Here is a 16,355-nt window from a genome sequence, read left to right as displayed (position 1 = left end):
TTAGTTAATGTCCAGAATTGAACTTGATTGCATACCGCTTCCGGCGGAAAGCGGCTCGTTTAACAGGGCGTGCATGGTCGCCCACGCGATATCCGCGTGGCTGGCTTCCTCGCTGCGGCTGGCTTCGTAGGTGGCGCTGCGGCCGCTGCTGGTCATGGTTTTGCGGATAGCCATAAATGACTGCGTGATGTCGGTCGCACCGGCGTCATATTCCAGACACCCGCGCCTGATGGTGTCTTTTGCTTTCAGCACCATTGCGGTTTTCATTTCCGGCGTGTAGCGGATGGCGCGCGACGCCGGGAAGAATGAGCGCACGAGCTGGTAAACCCCCTGGCCGATGCCGGTCGCATCGATGCCGATATAGTCGACGGTATATTTCTCGGTCAGCGCCCGGATGGCCTCGGCCTGCGCGGCAAAGTCCATGCCTTTCCACTGGTGACGCTCAAGGATGCGGAACTTGCCACCGGCAACCAGCGGCGGAGCCAGTACCGCGCATCCGGCGCTGTCGCCGGTGTGTGAAGGGTCATAGCCAATCCAGACCGGTCGCCAGTTAAACGGACGGTCGGCGAACGGCTCGAAGTCCTCCCATTCTTCCATCGCATCGACCATGCAGCGCTGCAACTCCTCGAACGGGAATACCGACGCTTTATCGTCGACGAATTCGCACATAAACAGGTTACGGAAGTCATCCGCGCTGTTTTCCTGCTTAAGCTGATCGAGGTTAAACAGGGTGCAGCCACCGGCGAGCGCGTCCTCAATGGTGACAATCTGCCGCCACTGGCCGTCCCCGCACAGCACGCCACCGGCGAGCGCCTGATGGCTGATATCGATGTCGACTCGTTCGTCGCGGTTACTACGGCCACGGTTAAACAGCTCGCCAGACCAGAACGGGTAAGCGCCGTGCGCCAGCGTCGACGGGGTCGAAAAATAGGTGGTGCGCAGGTGCGACTGCGAGGCCATACCCGAGGCGACTTTGCGCAGCTTCTGAAAATTGGGGATCCAGAAAATTTCATCGACGTACAGGTCGCCGTTGTGGCTCTGCGCGGTGTTGGAATTGGTCCCGAGAAAAATCAGCTCAGCGCCATTGTTGCCGATGACGATCGGGTCGCCTGACAGGTCGACGTCAACCAGACGGGCAAAGGCGATGATGTACTTACGGAACACGTAAGCCTGCGTTTTACTGGCCGACAAAAATATCTGGTTTTGCCCGGTCTTAAGCGCGCGCAGAAGTGACTCGCGCGCAAAGTAGAACGTCGCGCCAATCTGTCGCGATTTCAGGATGTGGCGGATGCGGTGCTCTAACCCTGCTTTATGCCAGCGGAGCTGATAGTCAAACGACTGGTCGAAGAAAATCTCCTCCAGTTTCTCTATGGCCTCCTCGCTGAAATAGTTTCGTTTCGGCTTTTTGCGATCCCCTTTGTTACGGCTGGCGATATTGGGGTTTAAATCCACCTCGTTTCCGGTCTGGCCGTAGCGGTTAACGCGCGCGAGTCGCTCCATCTGGCGCGACAGAAAATCAGCGACTTTGAAGTCATGCGGCGTCAGGTCTGGCTTTGCATAGAGCTGGATAAGTCGCGCCTCTAACGTCGATTCGACACGATTAATCGGCGCGGTTTCTTCCCATCCATCACGTTGCTTCCAGCTCTGCACGGTCGGGCGCTTGAGCTGCAGCATGTCGCAGATTTGCGGCACGGCGAACCCCTGCCAGTACAACAGCCGTGCCTGTCGTCGCGGGTCATTTAACAGAGAAAGGTCAGTTGAAATGGTCATGTTTGCCTCGTTTTTGGTGTTACGTGGCAAGGCTAAGGAAATGGGGTGTTATTAGCGCTAAGTGTCTGTTGTATCAGATCTAACAGGAGCACAAGCGGTGGCTGATACGGGTCTGAGTCGGGAAACTAAACCCGACCCGAAAACCCAACATCAGGACACCTGAACAATGGCAAAGAAAGTTTCTAAATGGTTTCGTATCGGCGTCGAGGGTGACACCTGCGATGGCCGTGTCATCAGCGGCGATGATATTCAGGATATGGCCGACACATTCGACCCGCGCGTCTACGGCTGCCGCATTAACCTCGAACATATCCGGGGGCTGATGCCTGACAGTCCGTTTAAACGCTATGGCGATGTGACCGAGCTTAAGGCGGAGATTATCAGCGATGGCTCTGCGCTCGATGGCAAAAAAGCGCTGTACGGCAAAATCCAGCCGCTTGATGAACTGGTCAGCATGGTCAAAGCCGGGCAGAAGGTTTACACCTCCATGGAGATCCGCCCGAACTTTGCCAACAGCGGCAAATGTTACCTCGTTGGTCTGGCCGTCACCGATGACCCGGCAAGCCTCGGCACGGAATACCTCGAATTCTGCAGCCGCGCCGCGCAGAACCCGCTCGCCGGTAAAAAAGACCAGCCGGACGACGTTTTCTCTGTGGCCTCACTGGCTGCGCTGGAGTTTGAAGACGTTCCCGACACCAGGCTCAACAGCCTGACCGACAAGGTCAAAGCCATTTTTGGCCGCAAACAGGCCAGCGATGACGCCCGTTTCGCCGATGTGCATGAGGCAGTGACCACCGTTACCGAGCAGGTACAAACCAATCTCAACGCCACCGACCAGCGCGTCACCGAGCTGGAGACCGCTTTTGCGCAGCTTAAGCAGGACGTGACAAGCAAAGTCGATGAAAACGCGCAGGCGTTTACCTCCCTGAAAAGCTCCCTCGACAGCACCGAAAGCCAGCGCCAGCCGCGCCGCGAGCTTTCAAAAGGCGGTACGGGCGACGAGCTGCTGACCAACTGCTGATAACGCGCCGGGCGTGCTGCCCGGCCTGAACTCTTTTACCCGAACAGGAAAAACCATGCGTAAAGATACCCGTTTCAAATTTAATGCCTACCTGACCCGCGTCGCGGAGCTGAACGGTATTTCCACCGATGACGTGGCGAAGAAATTCACCGTCGAGCCGTCGGTCACGCAAACCCTGATGACGACCCTGCAGATGTCATCCGCGTTTCTGACCAAAATCAACATCGTCCCGGTCGACGAGCTGAAAGGCGAAAAAGTCGGGGTGGGTGTAAACGGCACGATTGCGAGCACTGCCGACACCGCCGGTGATGATGAGCGTAAAACAGCTGATTTCACGGCGCTGGAGTCATTCAAATACGAGTGCGACCAGATTAACTTTGACTTCCATATCCGCTATAAACAGCTCGACCTGTGGGCGCGATTCCAGGACTTCCAGACCCGTATCCGTGACGCCATCATCAAGCGTCAGTCCCTCGATTTCATCATGGCCGGTTTTAACGGTATCGAGCGTGCGGAGACGTCCGACCGTAAAAAAAATCCGATGCTGCAGGACGTGGCGACCGGCTGGCTGCAGAAGTACCGCAATGAAGCACCCGCGCGCGTGATGTCCAGATTCACCGACGAGGGCGGCAAGGTCATTTCCGATGTGATCCGCGTGGGTAAAAACGGCGACTATGCGAACCTCGACGCGCTGGTTATGGATGCCACCGGAAACCTGATTGACGAGATTTATCAGGATGACCCGGAGCTGGTTGTCATCACCGGGCGTAAGCTGATGGCGGATAAATATTTCCCTATCGTCAACAAAGAGCAGGAAAACACCGAGTCGCTGGCGGCTGACATCATCATCAGCCAGAAGCGAATTGGCAACCTCCCTGCCGTGCGCGTGCCGTATTTCCCGGCTAATGCCCTGATGGTGACGCGTCTCGACAACCTGTCTATCTACTTCATGGATGACGCGCATCGTCGCAGCATCATCGAAAACCCGAAGAAAGACCGCGTCGAAAACTACGAGTCCATGAATGTTGACTATGTGGTCGAGGCTTACGCCGCCGGTTGCCTGATTGAAAACATCAAGCTCGGTGACTTCACCGCACCTGCAGCACCGGAAAGCGGAGAGTAAGCCATGATGAGTCCCGCAGCGCGTCACATGATGCGGGTCTCGGCCTCTGAAACTGCGCAGCGGGCTGCTGTCCCGCTGCGTAATGCAACTGCCTATGAGCAGATGCTCGTTAAGCTGGCCGCAGACAACCGCACGCTAAAACAAATCCGTTCCAACGAGCGCAAGGCAGACAAAAAGCGCGAGCTGCTGCCGTTCTATCTGCCGTGGGTGGCTGGCGTCCTCACAAACGGCAAAGGGGCGCAGGATGACATTGTCATGACTGTCATGCTGTGGCGTCTCGATGCTGACGATATCGCCGGGGCGCTTGAGATTGCCCGTTATGCCATGACCTACGGCCTGACCATGCCAACCGGTCGCCGTCCGACGCCTTACCTGCTGGCCGAGGAGGTGGCACTGGCCGCGCAGCGCCTGCTTGCTGCTAAACAGCCTGTCGGGCTCGAAAACCTGCTCGACACCCTCGCGCTGACTGAGCGCGCGGATATGCCCGATATCGTGCGCGCGAAGCTACACAAAATCACCGGCTACGTGCTGCGTGATGCGAAGCAACTGCCCGAGGCGCTGGCGCACCTGCAGCGTGCGATCCAGTTAGAAAGCACTATCGGCGTGCGAAAAGACATCGAGCAGTTAGAGCGTCAGCTCAGGCCAAAGCCTGAACCGGCACCGAAAACGACCAAACCGCGCACGCGCAAACCTGCCGCCAAACCAGCGGCACGGCGCGGGCGTCCACCAAAGGCGGCAAAAGCCGCAGGTTAAACGAGCGCTCCCCGAGCCGGGCGGCACGCCGGTCAATGCGGGTATTTATTGCCCTGACTGCGACCGGCGTCCACCGCCCACCCATTACCCGAGGTTGTCATGACGACACTGATTATTGAGCCAAAAAAAGAGCCGCAGGATGTGCCGGGCGTGGTGATACCGCCGCCGGGCGTGAGCGAGCCGGTAATCAAAAACACCCCTTTTTTTCCTGATGTTGACCCGAAGCGTGTGCGGGAAGAAATGCGCTTAGAGCAGACCGTTTCCCCCGTTCGCCTGCGCCGGGCGATTAAGACCGCCATCGCGGAGACTAACGCGGAGCTGGTCGAGTGGCGCGAGCGTCAGCTCAATGCCGGTTACGCCACGCTGGCGGATGTCCCGACCGACAAGCTCGACGGCGAAAGCGTGCGCGTTTTCCACTACTTCAACGCCGTGTGTTCGATGACGACGGCCACGCTTTATGAGCGTTTTCGCGGCGTGGATGCGACCGCCAAAGGGGACAAAAAGGCCGACAGCATCGACAGCACGATTGATGAAATGTGGCGGGACATGCGCTGGTCTGTGGCGCGTATCCAGGACAAAGCGCGCTGTATTGTGGGGCAAATCTGATGAAAGCGTATGCGCTGCAGGGCGACACCCTCGACGCGATTTGCGCCCGGTACTACGGGCGCACTGAGGGCGTGGTCGAAACCGTCTTAGAGGCAAATCCCGGCCTGTCTGAGCTCGGTGTGATCCTGCCGCACGGCACGCCTGTTGAGCTGCCCGAGACCGACAGCGCGGCCAGAACCGAAACGGTGAATCTATGGGACTGAGTATGGAAAAAATCACCACGTTTATCGCTTACTGGCTGGCCGTGGGGCTGGCGTATGTCGGGGCAATGTCCCCCGAAAAGATGGCGCTTTACGTGGGCGTCGGATGCGCCATTTTTACCGCGCTGACGAACTACTGGTTTAAGCGCAAGACGTACCTCTATCTGACATCGCTCGGACTCGATAAAGGGGCTATTCGTGAAATCAATCGTTAAAAAATGCAGTGTGGCCGCCGTGCTGGCGCTGGCAGCGCTGATGCCTGACTTTCGTCTGCTTAACACCTTGCCCGAGGGGCTGGCGCTGATTGCCGACCTCGAAGGTTGTCGCCTGACGCCTTACCAGTGCAGCGCGGGAGTGTGGACGTCGGGCATCGGCCACACTGCAGGCGTCGTGCCGAAAGGGGAAATCACCGAGCGGCAGGCGGCGGCAAATCTGGTCGCGGATGTGCTGAACGTCGAGAAACGTCTCGCGGTCTGCGTGCCGGTGGAAATGCCGCCGCACGTTTACGATGCGCTGGTCAGCTTCTCATTCAACGTGGGAACCGGCGCGGCCTGCCGGTCGACGCTGGTCTCGTTTATTAAGCGCCAGCAATGGCCGCAGGCGTGCGACCAGCTCACCCGCTGGGTTTACGTGAATGGCGAAATTAACAAGGGGCTGGAAAACCGCCGCGCGCGCGAGCGTGCTTACTGCCTGAGGGGGATTCAATGAAAGTAATGTTGTTTTTACTGGCCGCGCTTATTGCGGTTGTGCTCTGGCAGCGTCATGAAAACGGCAACCTGACGCGCTCGTTTGAACGGGCGAATAAGGTCGCGACGGAACAAAAAACCGCGATCGCAATGCTGAAAAATCAGCTTTCCGTTTCGCAGGAAATTGCCAGGCGAAATGAAACCGCGCAGGTCAGTCTACGCGGCGAACTGCTGGCCGCCGGTGCAATGGCCGTGCGGCGTGAAGAAACCATTACGAGGCTGATAAATGAGAATGAAACCCTACGCCGCTGGTACAGCGCTGAGCTGCCTGATGTTGTGCGTCGGCTGCACACCCGCGCCGCCTGCGCCTCCGCCGGTCATTGTTTACAGCGCCTGCCCGAAAGTGAGCTATTGCCCGATGCCGGGAAGCGACCCGGCCACTAATGGCGATCTGAGCGCCGACATTCGCAGGCTTGAGCACGCGCTCGCCGCCTGCGCGCTGCAGGTTGAAACCGTCAAAGACTGTCAGGATAAACTCGATGAAGAAAGCACGCAGCCTGCGCGAAGCGCTGATTAAAGCCGTCCCGCAGTTATCAACGAACCCCGAAATGATGCGTATCTTTGCCGATGAGGGGAATATCGACGCGCGGCTCGCGGCCTCGCTGTCGCACGAGAAGATTTACACGCTGAATGTGATCGTGTGTGACTTTGTCGGCGACCCTGACCTGATTTTCGTGCCGGTGGCCGCATGGCTCAGGGAAAACCAGCCGGATATCTGCACGCTCGATGACGGGCGCAAAAAGGGCTACCGGTTCCAGATGGATTTGAACGACGGGGACAGCGTCGATATCAGTATCAGCCTGCAGCTCACCGAGCGCACCCTCATCAAAGAGGAAAACGGCGCGCTGCACGTAAGCTATGCCCCCGAGCCGCCGCTGCCTGAGCCCGTCACACGGCCTAAAGAGCTCTATATCAACGGCGAACTGGTGAGCAAATGGGATGAGTGAATTTAAGCCCTTTGACGACCGGCTCAATGGTCTGATTGCTGCCCTGTCACCGGCTGCACGCCGACGGCTTGCCGGAGAGATAGCAAAGGAGCTGCGCAAGTCGCAACAGCAGCGTATCAAACAGCAAAAAGCCCCGGACGGCTCACCATATCAGGCGCGAAAGCGTCAGCCTCTCAGGGCTAAGGCCGGGCGGATTAAGCGGGCGATGTTCCAGAAGCTCCGCACAAGCCGTTACATGAAAGCCAGTGGCCGTGAAAACAGCGCGGTGGTGGAATTTACCGGCAAGGTGCAGCGCATAGCGCGGATCCATCAGTATGGTCTTAAAGATAGACCTAGTCCGCATGTTCACGAAGTTCAATATCCAGTTCGCCAGTTATTAGGTATAAATAAGTCTGGAAAAGAACAGTTGGAGGAGGTGGTGTTATTTTATTTAAGTGAGGGGCTTAAATAATGTGGTTGGTAGGCTGGTTTTTTTATTTCTCGGCACTTGGTTCTGTAGCGCTATTTTAAGTGCCGTGAAATCTTTCTCATATATTTTTTATTTCAAAATATCCATGCATCTATTTAATAGTTCAACATTGTCAATGATTACAACCTTTAATCTCTTTCTGGCCCTTGTGATATTCTGGAAAAGCATTTTCATAGTGTGGTAATATGCTTTTCCTTGATATGTTAAAAAACCATTGGCATCATAAGAAAAGAAGCTGTCAATTGTAATCACTACATTGTCAAACTCTTGCCCTATCACTTCGTGAGAGGTTTTCATTGTAAAATCTGCATATTGCGCATGGTGTTCGTTATCGTATTGTGAAGGTGTGAATCTTAAAGTTTCCCACTCTGTATTATCGAGGGATTTTAAAAAACGCATAGCATCTGGTAGTGATTTGAAATAGTTAATCTCTACGTTTGATGTGTTCATTGATTCTAAATTACGAGTGCGATTAAATAACATCCTGATAAAATTTGCTATTTCTTTATTGGTTCTGATTTTTTCTGATAGTCTATATGATTTGATTAAGTTTAGGCTGCATATTTTGGAGTTTATGTCTCTCAGTTCCTCAGTCTTAGCAAGAGTTTGAAGTTGGTCATACGAGAAGATGCAACTGCCGGTGCCACCCGTAATAACGTCGATTATCGTATTTAACTGAGATGGATAAATTCGCTGGACCTCATCAATTATTAATAATGCATAATCAGATAAGTTGTACGAGTTCAGGTCTTTTATTTTTATAATGTCCCAGCCTGATGCTCTTAATTCTTTTTGGCCATCATTTAAATTTCCGCAATGTATAATTAATGATTTTAATTGTTTTTGAATCGCATTTTTTGCAATATCGTAGACTAATAATGTTTTTCCAGTTCCTGCTCCGCCAGTAACCGAAACAAACTTGAAAGGTTGAGGTGAGGTTAAAGAGTTTAAGACTTGATCTTTAATTTCTTCTTGTTGGTGTGTTAAGAAATATTGATTTGATAGGAATTTTTTAGTGGAATTAAATGGTGAAACCAAATAGTCGGAAGGGTTGAACATATTGTCAATAACTTGGTTGCTATCTAAATCCTGTGACAGCAAAAGCCAGGCGACATATTCAATGTTTGTTTTTTCGATATCATTATTATCATTAAGCATAAATAGGGACTGTGTATCAGCTTCATAAGAGAATGCAAGTACGGTCTTTTCTGTAAAGCTTAAGTAGTATTTATTTCTTATGAGTTGCTTTCTTATTTTTTCTTGTGTGCTAATGCGCTTGATTTCTATATTGATGATACTGCTTCTGCCGAATCTTAACAAATCGAATTCTTTGCCAATTTGTGGGATTTTATATCCGACGTAGAATTCATTGAATACCTTCAAGTTTCCGGAGAAAGGATAAATTGAATCTACGAGGCTTCTCAGGTCAGCTAGTTCTGCTGGTTTAATGTTTATGCCATAATGATTTAAAAAAGAATGGAAACATTCTGCCGTTAAAGAATCATGTGCTTGTGTTAATGATAGTATGTTTAAGCTTTTCATTTTCAGAGGGTTTTATAATTTGATTCATTAGATGTTACAACTTTCCACATAAAGATCAATATGCCTTTTGCTGTGTTTTTATCGTTAATTCAATGAACTGGTTTGGTTTTGCGCTTGTGTGGCAGCATGTCTGATGTTTTCATCTGTTTTGGGTTTTAGGAAATGGTGTCACCCTCGAATTTTTGCTGAATCAACACTTAATAATCTGAGCCGTCCTTTTGTTACTTTATAGTTGATAAAACAAAAGCATAGATGAGGAATGCAGTTGTAACACATCTCACAAAACAAACCTCAATTGCCGCTGGCCTCGCCCGGCGGCATCCTTTCCCCATGAATAATCTAAATTCTCTGCAGGAAATCGCACGCGCGATCCGCAACCTTATCCGCACCGGCATCGTGACCGACGTCGACCACGGCGAGGGGCTTTGTCGTGTCCAGACCGGCGGCATGGAAACCACCTGGCTGAACTGGCTAACCTGCCGCGCCGGTCGCTCGCGCGTATGGTGGGCTCCATCCGTTGGCGAGCAGGTGCTTTTACTGGCGATCGGCGGCGAGCTCGATACGGCGTTTGTGCTGCCCGGCATTTTCTCGGATGACCATCCCGCGCCGTCAGCCTCACCTGATGCGCTTCATGTTTCCTTTCCTGATGGCGCTGTCATTGAGTACGAGCCAGAAAGCAGTGCGCTCACGGTGTCGGGCATAAAAACCGCCGACGTCACCGCATCGGATTCCATTACGGCCACCGTACCGGTGGTGCTGGTGAAAGCCTCGACCCGCATCACACTCGATACGCCGGAGGTGGTTTGCACCAACAAGCTGACGACCGGAACGCTCGAAGTGAAAAAGGGCGGGATGATGACCGGCAATATTGAGCACACCGGCGGGACACTGAAATCAAACGGCGTGCAGGTGGATGACCACGCACACGGCAACGTTCAGAGCGGCGGAAGCTGGACTAAGGGGACACAATGACGGTGCGTTATCTCGGTATGAACAGCCAGACCGGCCTCAGTATCTCTGAGGTCGAGCATATCCGGCAAAGCGTGCGCGACATTCTGGTCACGCCGGTAGGCTCGCGCGTCATGCGTCGTGAATACGGCTCGCTTCTGTCGCAGATGATTGACCAGCCGCAGACCCCGGCGCTGCGCCTGCAGATTATGGCCGCGTGTTATTCCGCGATCCAGAAGTGGGAGCCTCGCGTCAGCCTGACGACCATCACCTTTGAACGCTCAGAGACCGACGGCGGGCTGTATGTCGACATCACTGGCACGCGCTCCACTGGCGGCCAGCCTTTTTCCCTCACCATTCCACTGAGTTAAACGCTATGGCAATTGTTGACCTTAACCAGCTCGTCGCGCCTGACGTCGTGGAAGAACTGGACTATGAAACTATCCTGAGCGAGCGAAAGGCGACGCTCGTCTCGCTTTACCCGGAAGACCAGCAGGACGCTATCGCGCGCACGCTGACGCTTGAGTCTGAGCCGCTGGTCAAGCTGCTGCAGGAAAACGCCTACCGGGAAGTCATCTGGCGACAGCGCGTCAATGAGGCCGCGCGTGCGGTCATGCTGGCTTACGCTTCCGGTGCTGACCTTGACCAGTTAGGCGGAAATTACAACGTCGAGCGCCTTGTCATCACCCCTGCAGACGACACGACGTTACCGCCGACACCTGCCTTGATGGAGTCGGACACCGACTACCGTCTACGCATTCAACAGGCTTTTGAGGGACTGAGTACCGCCGGGTCAACCGGCTCATATCAGTTTCATGGCCGCAGCGCCGACGGGCGTGTTGCGGATATTTCGGTTATCAGTCCCACGCCAGCGTGTGTGACCGTGTCCGTGCTGTCGCGTGAAAATAATGGCGTGGCCTCTGACGAGCTGCTCGCTATCGTGCGCAACGCGTTGAACGATGAGGATGTCAGGCCGGTAGCCGACCGCGTGACCGTGCAGTCAGCAAAAATTGTCGACTATAAAATCACCGCGTCGCTTTACCTGTATCCCGGTCCCGAGAGCGAGCCGGTGCTCAGTGCGGCAAAAGCAAAACTGCAGGCGTATATCACCGCACAGCACCGGCTCGGGCGTGATATCCGCAAATCGGCCATTTATGCCGCACTCCACGTCGAGGGCGTGCAGCGCGTCGAGCTGACCGAACCGGTGGCCGACATCGTGCTCGATGAGACTCAGGCGTCATGGTGCAGCGACTACAGCGTCACTATCGGGGGCAACGATGAATGATACCCGCCTGCTGCCGGTGGGCTCGTCAGCGCTTGAGGTGGCGGCGGCGCGCGCCTGCGCTGACATTGAAAATACCCCCGTCCCACTGCGTCGCCTCTGGAGCCCTGACGACTGCCCGGCAAATCTGCTGCCGTGGCTGGCGTGGGCGTTTTCCGTTGACCGCTGGGACGAGAACTGGCCGGAGGCCACAAAGCGCGATGTGATCCGCGCGGCGTGGTTTATCCATGCGCACAAAGGGACGATTGGGGCAGTGCGTCGCGTGGTGGAGCCGCTCGGCTATCTGATTAACGTGTCCGAGTGGTGGGAAACCAGCGACCCGCCCGGCACGTTTCGACTCGATATCGGTGTGTTAGAGACCGGCATCACTGAGGAAATGTATTACGAGATGGAGCGACTCATTGCGGATGCAAAGCCAGCCAGCCGCCATCTTATCGGCCTCAATATTATTCAGGATGTGCCGGGCTATCTCTACACCGGCGCGTTGACGTATGACGGTGACATCATCACGGTTTACCCGGAAAAGTGAGAACACAATGACAGTAAAATATAAAACGGTCATCACCAAAGCCGGTGCGATTAAGCTCGCTGCAGCGACCACCCCGAACGGGAAAAAAGTGAATTTTACGGCCATGACCATCGGCGACGGCGGCGGCACATTGCCCGTGCCTGATGCCGGTCAGACAAAGCTCGTCAATGAGGTCTGGCGTCATACGCTGAACAAAGTCAGCCAGGACAATAAGCATCAAAACTATGTGATCGCGGAGCTGGTCATTCCGCCTGAAACCGGCGGTTTCTGGATGCGCGAAATGGGGCTCTATGACGACACCGGCACGCTGATTGCCGTCGGCAACATGGCGGAAAGCTATAAACCGAAACTTGAGGAAGGGTCAGGCCGCGCGCAGACCGTGCGTATGGTCATCATGGTGAGCGACATCGAGTCAGTAGAGCTGACGATTGACACCTCAACGGTGATGGCAACGCAGGACTATGTCGACGAAAGGCTCGCGGAGCATGAGCAGTCACGACGTCACCCTGATGCCACGCTGGAAGAAAAAGGTTTTACTAAGCTAAGCAGTGCGACCGACAGCACGTCTGAGACGCTAGCAGCGACGCCGAAAGCGGTTAAGGCAGCATATGACCTTGCTAACGGTAAATACACGGCTCAGGACGCAACCACGGCGCAAAAGGGTATCGTCCAGCTCAGTAGCGCGACCGACAGCGCGTCTGAGACGCTCGCCGCGACGCCGAAAGCGGTTAAGGCAGCGTATGACCTTGCTAACGGGAAATATACGGCTAAGGACGCGACCACGGTGCAAAAGGGTATCGTCCAGCTCAGTAGCGCGACCGACAGCGCGTCTGAGAGCGTCGCAGCGACGCCGAAAGCGGTTAAGGCAGCGTATGACCTTGCTAACGGTAAATATACGGCTCAGGACGCAACTACGGCGCAAAAGGGTATCGTCCAGCTCAGTAGCGCAACCGACAGCATGTCTGAGTCGCTCGCGGCAACACCAAAAGCCGTGAAGCTGGTCAGTGATGACGTGATTAACCTCAAAAACAATCTGCGGGACGCTGCTTACAGAAACGTAGCCGATAAAGCTGGGGGTGATTTAGTACCTGTTGGGTATAAAGGGAATTTTGTTTCCTCCTGCAACCATGACCCGATTAATTTTGCGACATATCCTTTTGTGGTCGGCGAATCGCTGTTTTTGGATGTGCGGTATTGCACGAATACGCCGCAGTTTCTGAAGCAAGATTATTATTATATTAACGTTATTGCAGCGACCAACCCATCATCAGGGGGGAAATATAACCGCCCATTGATCCAGTTTGTAAGTTATACGAGTTCAACCTCTATCTATGCCATCCGTGAAGATGACGGGGTGAATATTGGCTGGCGTTATTTCCATGAAGTTCAGTACGATGCGGATAATGCCACTATCACTGCACCCGGTTTTATTCGGGCATGTAACGGAAATACAGAGCTTGGACAGAATGCAATTTTCATCAGAGGTTATGGGAATAAGCATTTGTGGTTTTTCAAAGATAATGCAGAAATGGCTCTTATCTATGCCGGAGATGATGCGGTACTGCACCTGCGTGCCGGAGGTGGTCCTTCACTTAATATTGGTCCTGATGGCAGCATTTCAGCCCCCGGCTATTTTGCAGCAGGAGACGATATTCACTCTGGGCGCAACATCAGCAACGTTGGGCTGATTCAGGCAGGTGCAGGAGTATACGATACGCCTGGAGTGAGAGTTTATTCACCAAATAATCCACCACCAAAAGTGGCTTACACCCCTGCCGAAAGTGACGCACGTTATCAGTTCAAAGGAAGCTACGCCGCACCTAACACAGCATGGTTGACAGGAGGCCAGATGTGGTGGCGCTGCGGAAGTTCAGGGGCTATGCGTGTGGCTGCTGTGGTTGGTGGCGTCCCGAACAGCGGGCGCGTCACCTTCCCGACAGCGTTTCCTAATGTGTGCAATGTCGTTATCCCTACCCGAAATGAAGAATCAGGGCAAGGTGCAGCAATGCAGCCTTATAACGTCGACAGAACGGGATTTAACTTGCGTATTGCCGGTGGCGGTACGGTTACGCTGATGTATGTAGCGGAGGGATATTAATTATGGGTTATGTATATCGAGCCAGTACGGGCGGCTTTTATTGTGATGAGCTGGAAGCCGAATATCGCAAGGCGGGAACGTGGCCGAGCTTTTTTGTGCGCGTGTCGGATGACGATTACCGCAACCTGATGGAAGGTGTGTCTCAGGGTAAAATCATTGTCCCGAATAAGCAATGTTATCCGGTACTGCAGGAGCGCCCGGCTCCCACCCGTGACGAACTTATCGCGGAGGCGGAGGAAAAGCGCCGGGATTTGATTGAGTCGGCGCTGCAGTCGGTTTCCGTTATCCAGCTCAAGCAAATGAACGGGCGCAGTTTAACCGAAGAAGAAGTTACCAGACTGAATGACGTGCTTGATTATATCGAAGCGCTTGAGGCAACTGAGACCGACGCCGCCCCGGATATTCACTGGCCTGAATTAGCCGCGTGACCTGAGCCCTCCACCCGGAGGGCTTTTTGTTTGTTGTCTCATCCCTCCACCAACGCCATTGCATCGCACCCGCTGAGCACACAACAGAAAATAGTCGCACCCCTTAACCACGGAGTTAAACAGATGGGCGACTATCATCACGGCGTCGAGGTCATCGAGATTAACGATGGCACGCGCACCATTTCCACTGTCTCGACGGCCATCATCGGCATGGTCTGCACGGCCAGCGATGCTGACGCAAAGACATTCCCCCTTAATGAGCCGGTGCTGATTACCAGTGTGCAAACGGCTATCGGTAAAGCCGGTAAAAAAGGCACGCTGGCAAAATCCCTGCAGGCCATCGCCGACCAGTGTAAACCGGTCATTGTGGTGGTGCGCGTTCCCGAAGGTATCGAAGACCCTTCCAACCCGGAAGCGGCACAAAAAGAGACCATTTCCAACATCATCGGCACGACGGATGAGAACGGCAAATACAGCGGTCTGAAAGCACTGTTAACGGCGAAAACCGTCACCGGCGTTAAGCCGCGCATTCTCGGCGTGCCGGGGCTGGATACGCAGGAAGTGGCGACCGCACTTGCGTCAACCTGTCAGAGCCTGCGCGCGTTCGGCTATGTGAGCGCGTGGGGCTGCAAGACCATTTCCGACGCCATCAAATACCGTGAGAACTTCAGCCAGCGCGAGCTCATGGTCATTCACCCTGATTTTCTGGCATGGGACACCACGGCAAACGAAACCGATATTGCATGGGCAACCGCCCGTGCGCTCGGCCTGCGTGCCAGAATCGACCAGGAAACCGGCTGGCACAAAACCCTGTCCAACGTCGGCGTGAATGGCGTTACCGGCGTCAGTGCCTCGGTCTCATGGGATTTGCAGGAGCAGGCCACCGACGCCAACCTGCTGAATCAGGCCGGTGTGACAACGCTCATCCGCAACGACGGCTTTAAGTTTTGGGGAAACCGCACCTGTTCGGACGATCCGTTATTCGTGTTTGAAAACTACACCCGCACGGCGCAGGTGCTGGCCGACACGATGGCGGAGGCGCACGCGTGGGCGATGGATAAGCCGGTTTCCGCAACGCTCATCCGCGACATCGTCGCCGGTATCAATGCCAAATTCCGCGAGCTGAAAAATAACGGCTATATCGTTGACGGCTCATGCTGGTACGACCCGGAGTCAAACAGCGTGGAAACCCTGAAAGCCGGGAAACTGTACATTGACTACGACTACACCCCCGTCCCGCCGCTGGAAAACCTGACCCTGCGCCAGCGCATCACTGATACCTATCTGGCAGACCTGTCAGACTCGGTCAACAGCTAAGGAGCTCAGAGCATGGCGTTACCACGCAAACTCAAATACCTGAATATGTTTAACGACGGTCTCAGCTACATGGGCGTCGTTGAATCCGTCACCCTGCCAAAGCTGACCCGAAAGCTTGAGAAATACCGTGGCGGCGGGATGCCGGGCTCGGTGTCAATCGACCTCGGCCTCGACGACGACGCTCTGTCGCTTGAGTGGACGCTGGGCGGTCTGCCTGACGTCGGGCTGTGGGCACAGTACGCGTCACCGGGTGCTGACAGCGTACCGCTGCGTTTCACCGGCTCATTCCAGCGCGATGACACCGGCGCAATTTCTGCCGTTGAGGTGGTCATGCGTGGCCGTCACAAGGAATACGACGGCGGCGAAAACAAACAGGGTGAAAGCGGAACGACCAAGATGTCGACCGAGTGCGCTTACTACCAGCTCACGATTGACGGAAAAGAGGTCATCGAAATTGACGTCATCAACATGGTGATGAAAGTCGACGGCGTCGACCGTCTCGCTGAGCACCGCCGGGCAATTGGCCTGTAACCCCTTAACCGGTCAGCCAGGCTGGCCGGGCATTTACTCAATTTC

General features: G+C 54.5%; 21 protein-coding genes. 19 read left to right on the top strand and 2 right to left on the bottom strand.

Annotated features, from left to right (window positions below):
* Positions 1-1,770, bottom strand: a complete 1,770-nt coding sequence (locus tag ACOTXF_RS00450) for a terminase ATPase subunit family protein (RefSeq protein ID WP_421635237.1) — start codon at positions 1,768-1,770, stop codon at positions 1-3.
* 166 nt (positions 1,771-1,936) lie between these two features.
* Here ACOTXF_RS00450 and ACOTXF_RS00445 point away from each other — a divergent pair, with 166 nt between their 5' ends.
* The 11 genes from ACOTXF_RS00445 to ACOTXF_RS00395 all read left to right on the top strand — a co-directional run bounded on the left by ACOTXF_RS00445 (position 1,937) and on the right by ACOTXF_RS00395 (position 7,617).
* Positions 1,937-2,791, top strand: coding sequence for a GPO family capsid scaffolding protein (locus ACOTXF_RS00445; protein WP_252076597.1), 855 nt, complete (start codon positions 1,937-1,939; stop codon positions 2,789-2,791).
* A gap of 55 nt (positions 2,792-2,846) precedes the next feature.
* Complete coding sequence (locus ACOTXF_RS00440; RefSeq protein WP_421635236.1) at positions 2,847-3,914, top strand: phage major capsid protein, P2 family; 1,068 nt, start codon at positions 2,847-2,849, stop codon at positions 3,912-3,914.
* 3 nt (positions 3,915-3,917) lie between these two features.
* Complete coding sequence (locus tag ACOTXF_RS00435) at positions 3,918-4,667, top strand: terminase endonuclease subunit (RefSeq protein WP_252076599.1); 750 nt, start codon at positions 3,918-3,920, stop codon at positions 4,665-4,667.
* A gap of 99 nt (positions 4,668-4,766) precedes the next feature.
* Positions 4,767-5,273, top strand: coding sequence for a head completion/stabilization protein (locus ACOTXF_RS00430; protein ID WP_023209075.1), 507 nt, complete (start codon positions 4,767-4,769; stop codon positions 5,271-5,273).
* Entirely contained in the window at positions 5,273-5,476 is a 204-nt protein-coding gene (locus ACOTXF_RS00425) for a tail protein X (protein WP_248177982.1), read from the top strand. The genes ACOTXF_RS00430 and ACOTXF_RS00425 overlap by 1 nt, the downstream gene beginning before the upstream one ends.
* A complete protein-coding gene (locus tag ACOTXF_RS00420; RefSeq protein ID WP_252076601.1) occupies positions 5,467-5,688 on the top strand; it encodes a phage holin family protein in 222 nt (73 codons plus the stop codon). The genes ACOTXF_RS00425 and ACOTXF_RS00420 overlap by 10 nt, the downstream gene beginning before the upstream one ends.
* Positions 5,672-6,181, top strand: coding sequence for a lysozyme (locus ACOTXF_RS00415; RefSeq protein WP_252076602.1), 510 nt, complete (start codon positions 5,672-5,674; stop codon positions 6,179-6,181). Before ACOTXF_RS00420 ends, ACOTXF_RS00415 begins: the two co-directional genes overlap by 17 nt.
* Positions 6,178-6,603, top strand: coding sequence for an Rz-like lysis system protein LysB (gene lysB / locus ACOTXF_RS00410; RefSeq protein WP_252076603.1), 426 nt, complete (start codon positions 6,178-6,180; stop codon positions 6,601-6,603). Before ACOTXF_RS00415 ends, lysB begins: the two co-directional genes overlap by 4 nt.
* Positions 6,491-6,736, top strand: a complete 246-nt coding sequence (lysC, locus tag ACOTXF_RS00405) for an Rz1-like lysis system protein LysC (protein ID WP_072163335.1) — start codon at positions 6,491-6,493, stop codon at positions 6,734-6,736. Before lysB ends, lysC begins: the two co-directional genes overlap by 113 nt.
* Entirely contained in the window at positions 6,699-7,166 is a 468-nt protein-coding gene (locus ACOTXF_RS00400) for a phage tail protein (RefSeq protein ID WP_252076604.1), read from the top strand. Before lysC ends, ACOTXF_RS00400 begins: the two co-directional genes overlap by 38 nt.
* Positions 7,159-7,617: a phage virion morphogenesis protein gene (locus tag ACOTXF_RS00395; RefSeq protein WP_421635235.1), complete on the top strand. Its 459-nt coding sequence runs from the start codon at positions 7,159-7,161 to the stop codon at positions 7,615-7,617. The genes ACOTXF_RS00400 and ACOTXF_RS00395 overlap by 8 nt, the downstream gene beginning before the upstream one ends.
* Positions 7,618-7,704: 87 nt before the next feature.
* Here ACOTXF_RS00395 and ACOTXF_RS00390 read toward each other — a convergent pair whose 3' ends face one another.
* On the bottom strand, positions 7,705-9,177 hold the full coding sequence (locus ACOTXF_RS00390; protein ID WP_421635234.1) for an ATP-binding protein: 1,473 nt from the start codon (positions 9,175-9,177) through the stop codon (positions 7,705-7,707).
* A 330-nt stretch (positions 9,178-9,507) separates the two neighbouring features.
* On the opposite strand from ACOTXF_RS00390, the gene ACOTXF_RS00385 reads away from it, so the two are divergent.
* The 8 genes from ACOTXF_RS00385 to ACOTXF_RS00350 all read left to right on the top strand — a co-directional run bounded on the left by ACOTXF_RS00385 (position 9,508) and on the right by ACOTXF_RS00350 (position 16,310).
* Positions 9,508-10,149: a phage baseplate assembly protein V gene (locus tag ACOTXF_RS00385; RefSeq protein ID WP_252076607.1), complete on the top strand. Its 642-nt coding sequence runs from the start codon at positions 9,508-9,510 to the stop codon at positions 10,147-10,149.
* On the top strand, positions 10,146-10,496 hold the full coding sequence (locus ACOTXF_RS00380) for a GPW/gp25 family protein (RefSeq protein ID WP_014884133.1): 351 nt from the start codon (positions 10,146-10,148) through the stop codon (positions 10,494-10,496). Before ACOTXF_RS00385 ends, ACOTXF_RS00380 begins: the two co-directional genes overlap by 4 nt.
* Positions 10,497-10,501: 5 nt before the next feature.
* A complete protein-coding gene (locus ACOTXF_RS00375) occupies positions 10,502-11,410 on the top strand; it encodes a baseplate assembly protein (RefSeq protein WP_421635233.1) in 909 nt (302 codons plus the stop codon).
* On the top strand, positions 11,403-11,936 hold the full coding sequence (locus ACOTXF_RS00370) for a phage tail protein I (RefSeq protein ID WP_252076610.1): 534 nt from the start codon (positions 11,403-11,405) through the stop codon (positions 11,934-11,936). The genes ACOTXF_RS00375 and ACOTXF_RS00370 overlap by 8 nt, the downstream gene beginning before the upstream one ends.
* 7 nt (positions 11,937-11,943) lie before the next feature.
* Positions 11,944-14,034, top strand: coding sequence for a tail fiber protein (locus ACOTXF_RS00365; protein ID WP_421635232.1), 2,091 nt, complete (start codon positions 11,944-11,946; stop codon positions 14,032-14,034).
* Positions 14,035-14,036: 2 nt separating this feature from the next.
* Positions 14,037-14,462: a tail fiber assembly protein gene (locus tag ACOTXF_RS00360; RefSeq protein WP_421635231.1), complete on the top strand. Its 426-nt coding sequence runs from the start codon at positions 14,037-14,039 to the stop codon at positions 14,460-14,462.
* Positions 14,463-14,585: 123 nt separating this feature from the next.
* Positions 14,586-15,779, top strand: a complete 1,194-nt coding sequence (locus ACOTXF_RS00355) for a phage tail sheath protein (RefSeq protein WP_252076613.1) — start codon at positions 14,586-14,588, stop codon at positions 15,777-15,779.
* Between the two features lie 12 nt (positions 15,780-15,791).
* Positions 15,792-16,310, top strand: a complete 519-nt coding sequence (locus tag ACOTXF_RS00350; protein WP_236921311.1) for a phage major tail tube protein — start codon at positions 15,792-15,794, stop codon at positions 16,308-16,310.
* The last annotated feature ends 45 nt before the right edge of the window (positions 16,311-16,355 follow it).

The sequence above is a fragment of the Enterobacter cloacae complex sp. IR53041 genome (genome assembly GCF_049238285.1).
Classification (GTDB): Bacteria; Pseudomonadota; Gammaproteobacteria; order Enterobacterales; family Enterobacteriaceae; genus Enterobacter; species Enterobacter roggenkampii.
The sequence above is the reverse complement of the archived record's forward strand: the minus strand, read 5'-3'. Positions and strand labels throughout refer to the sequence as shown.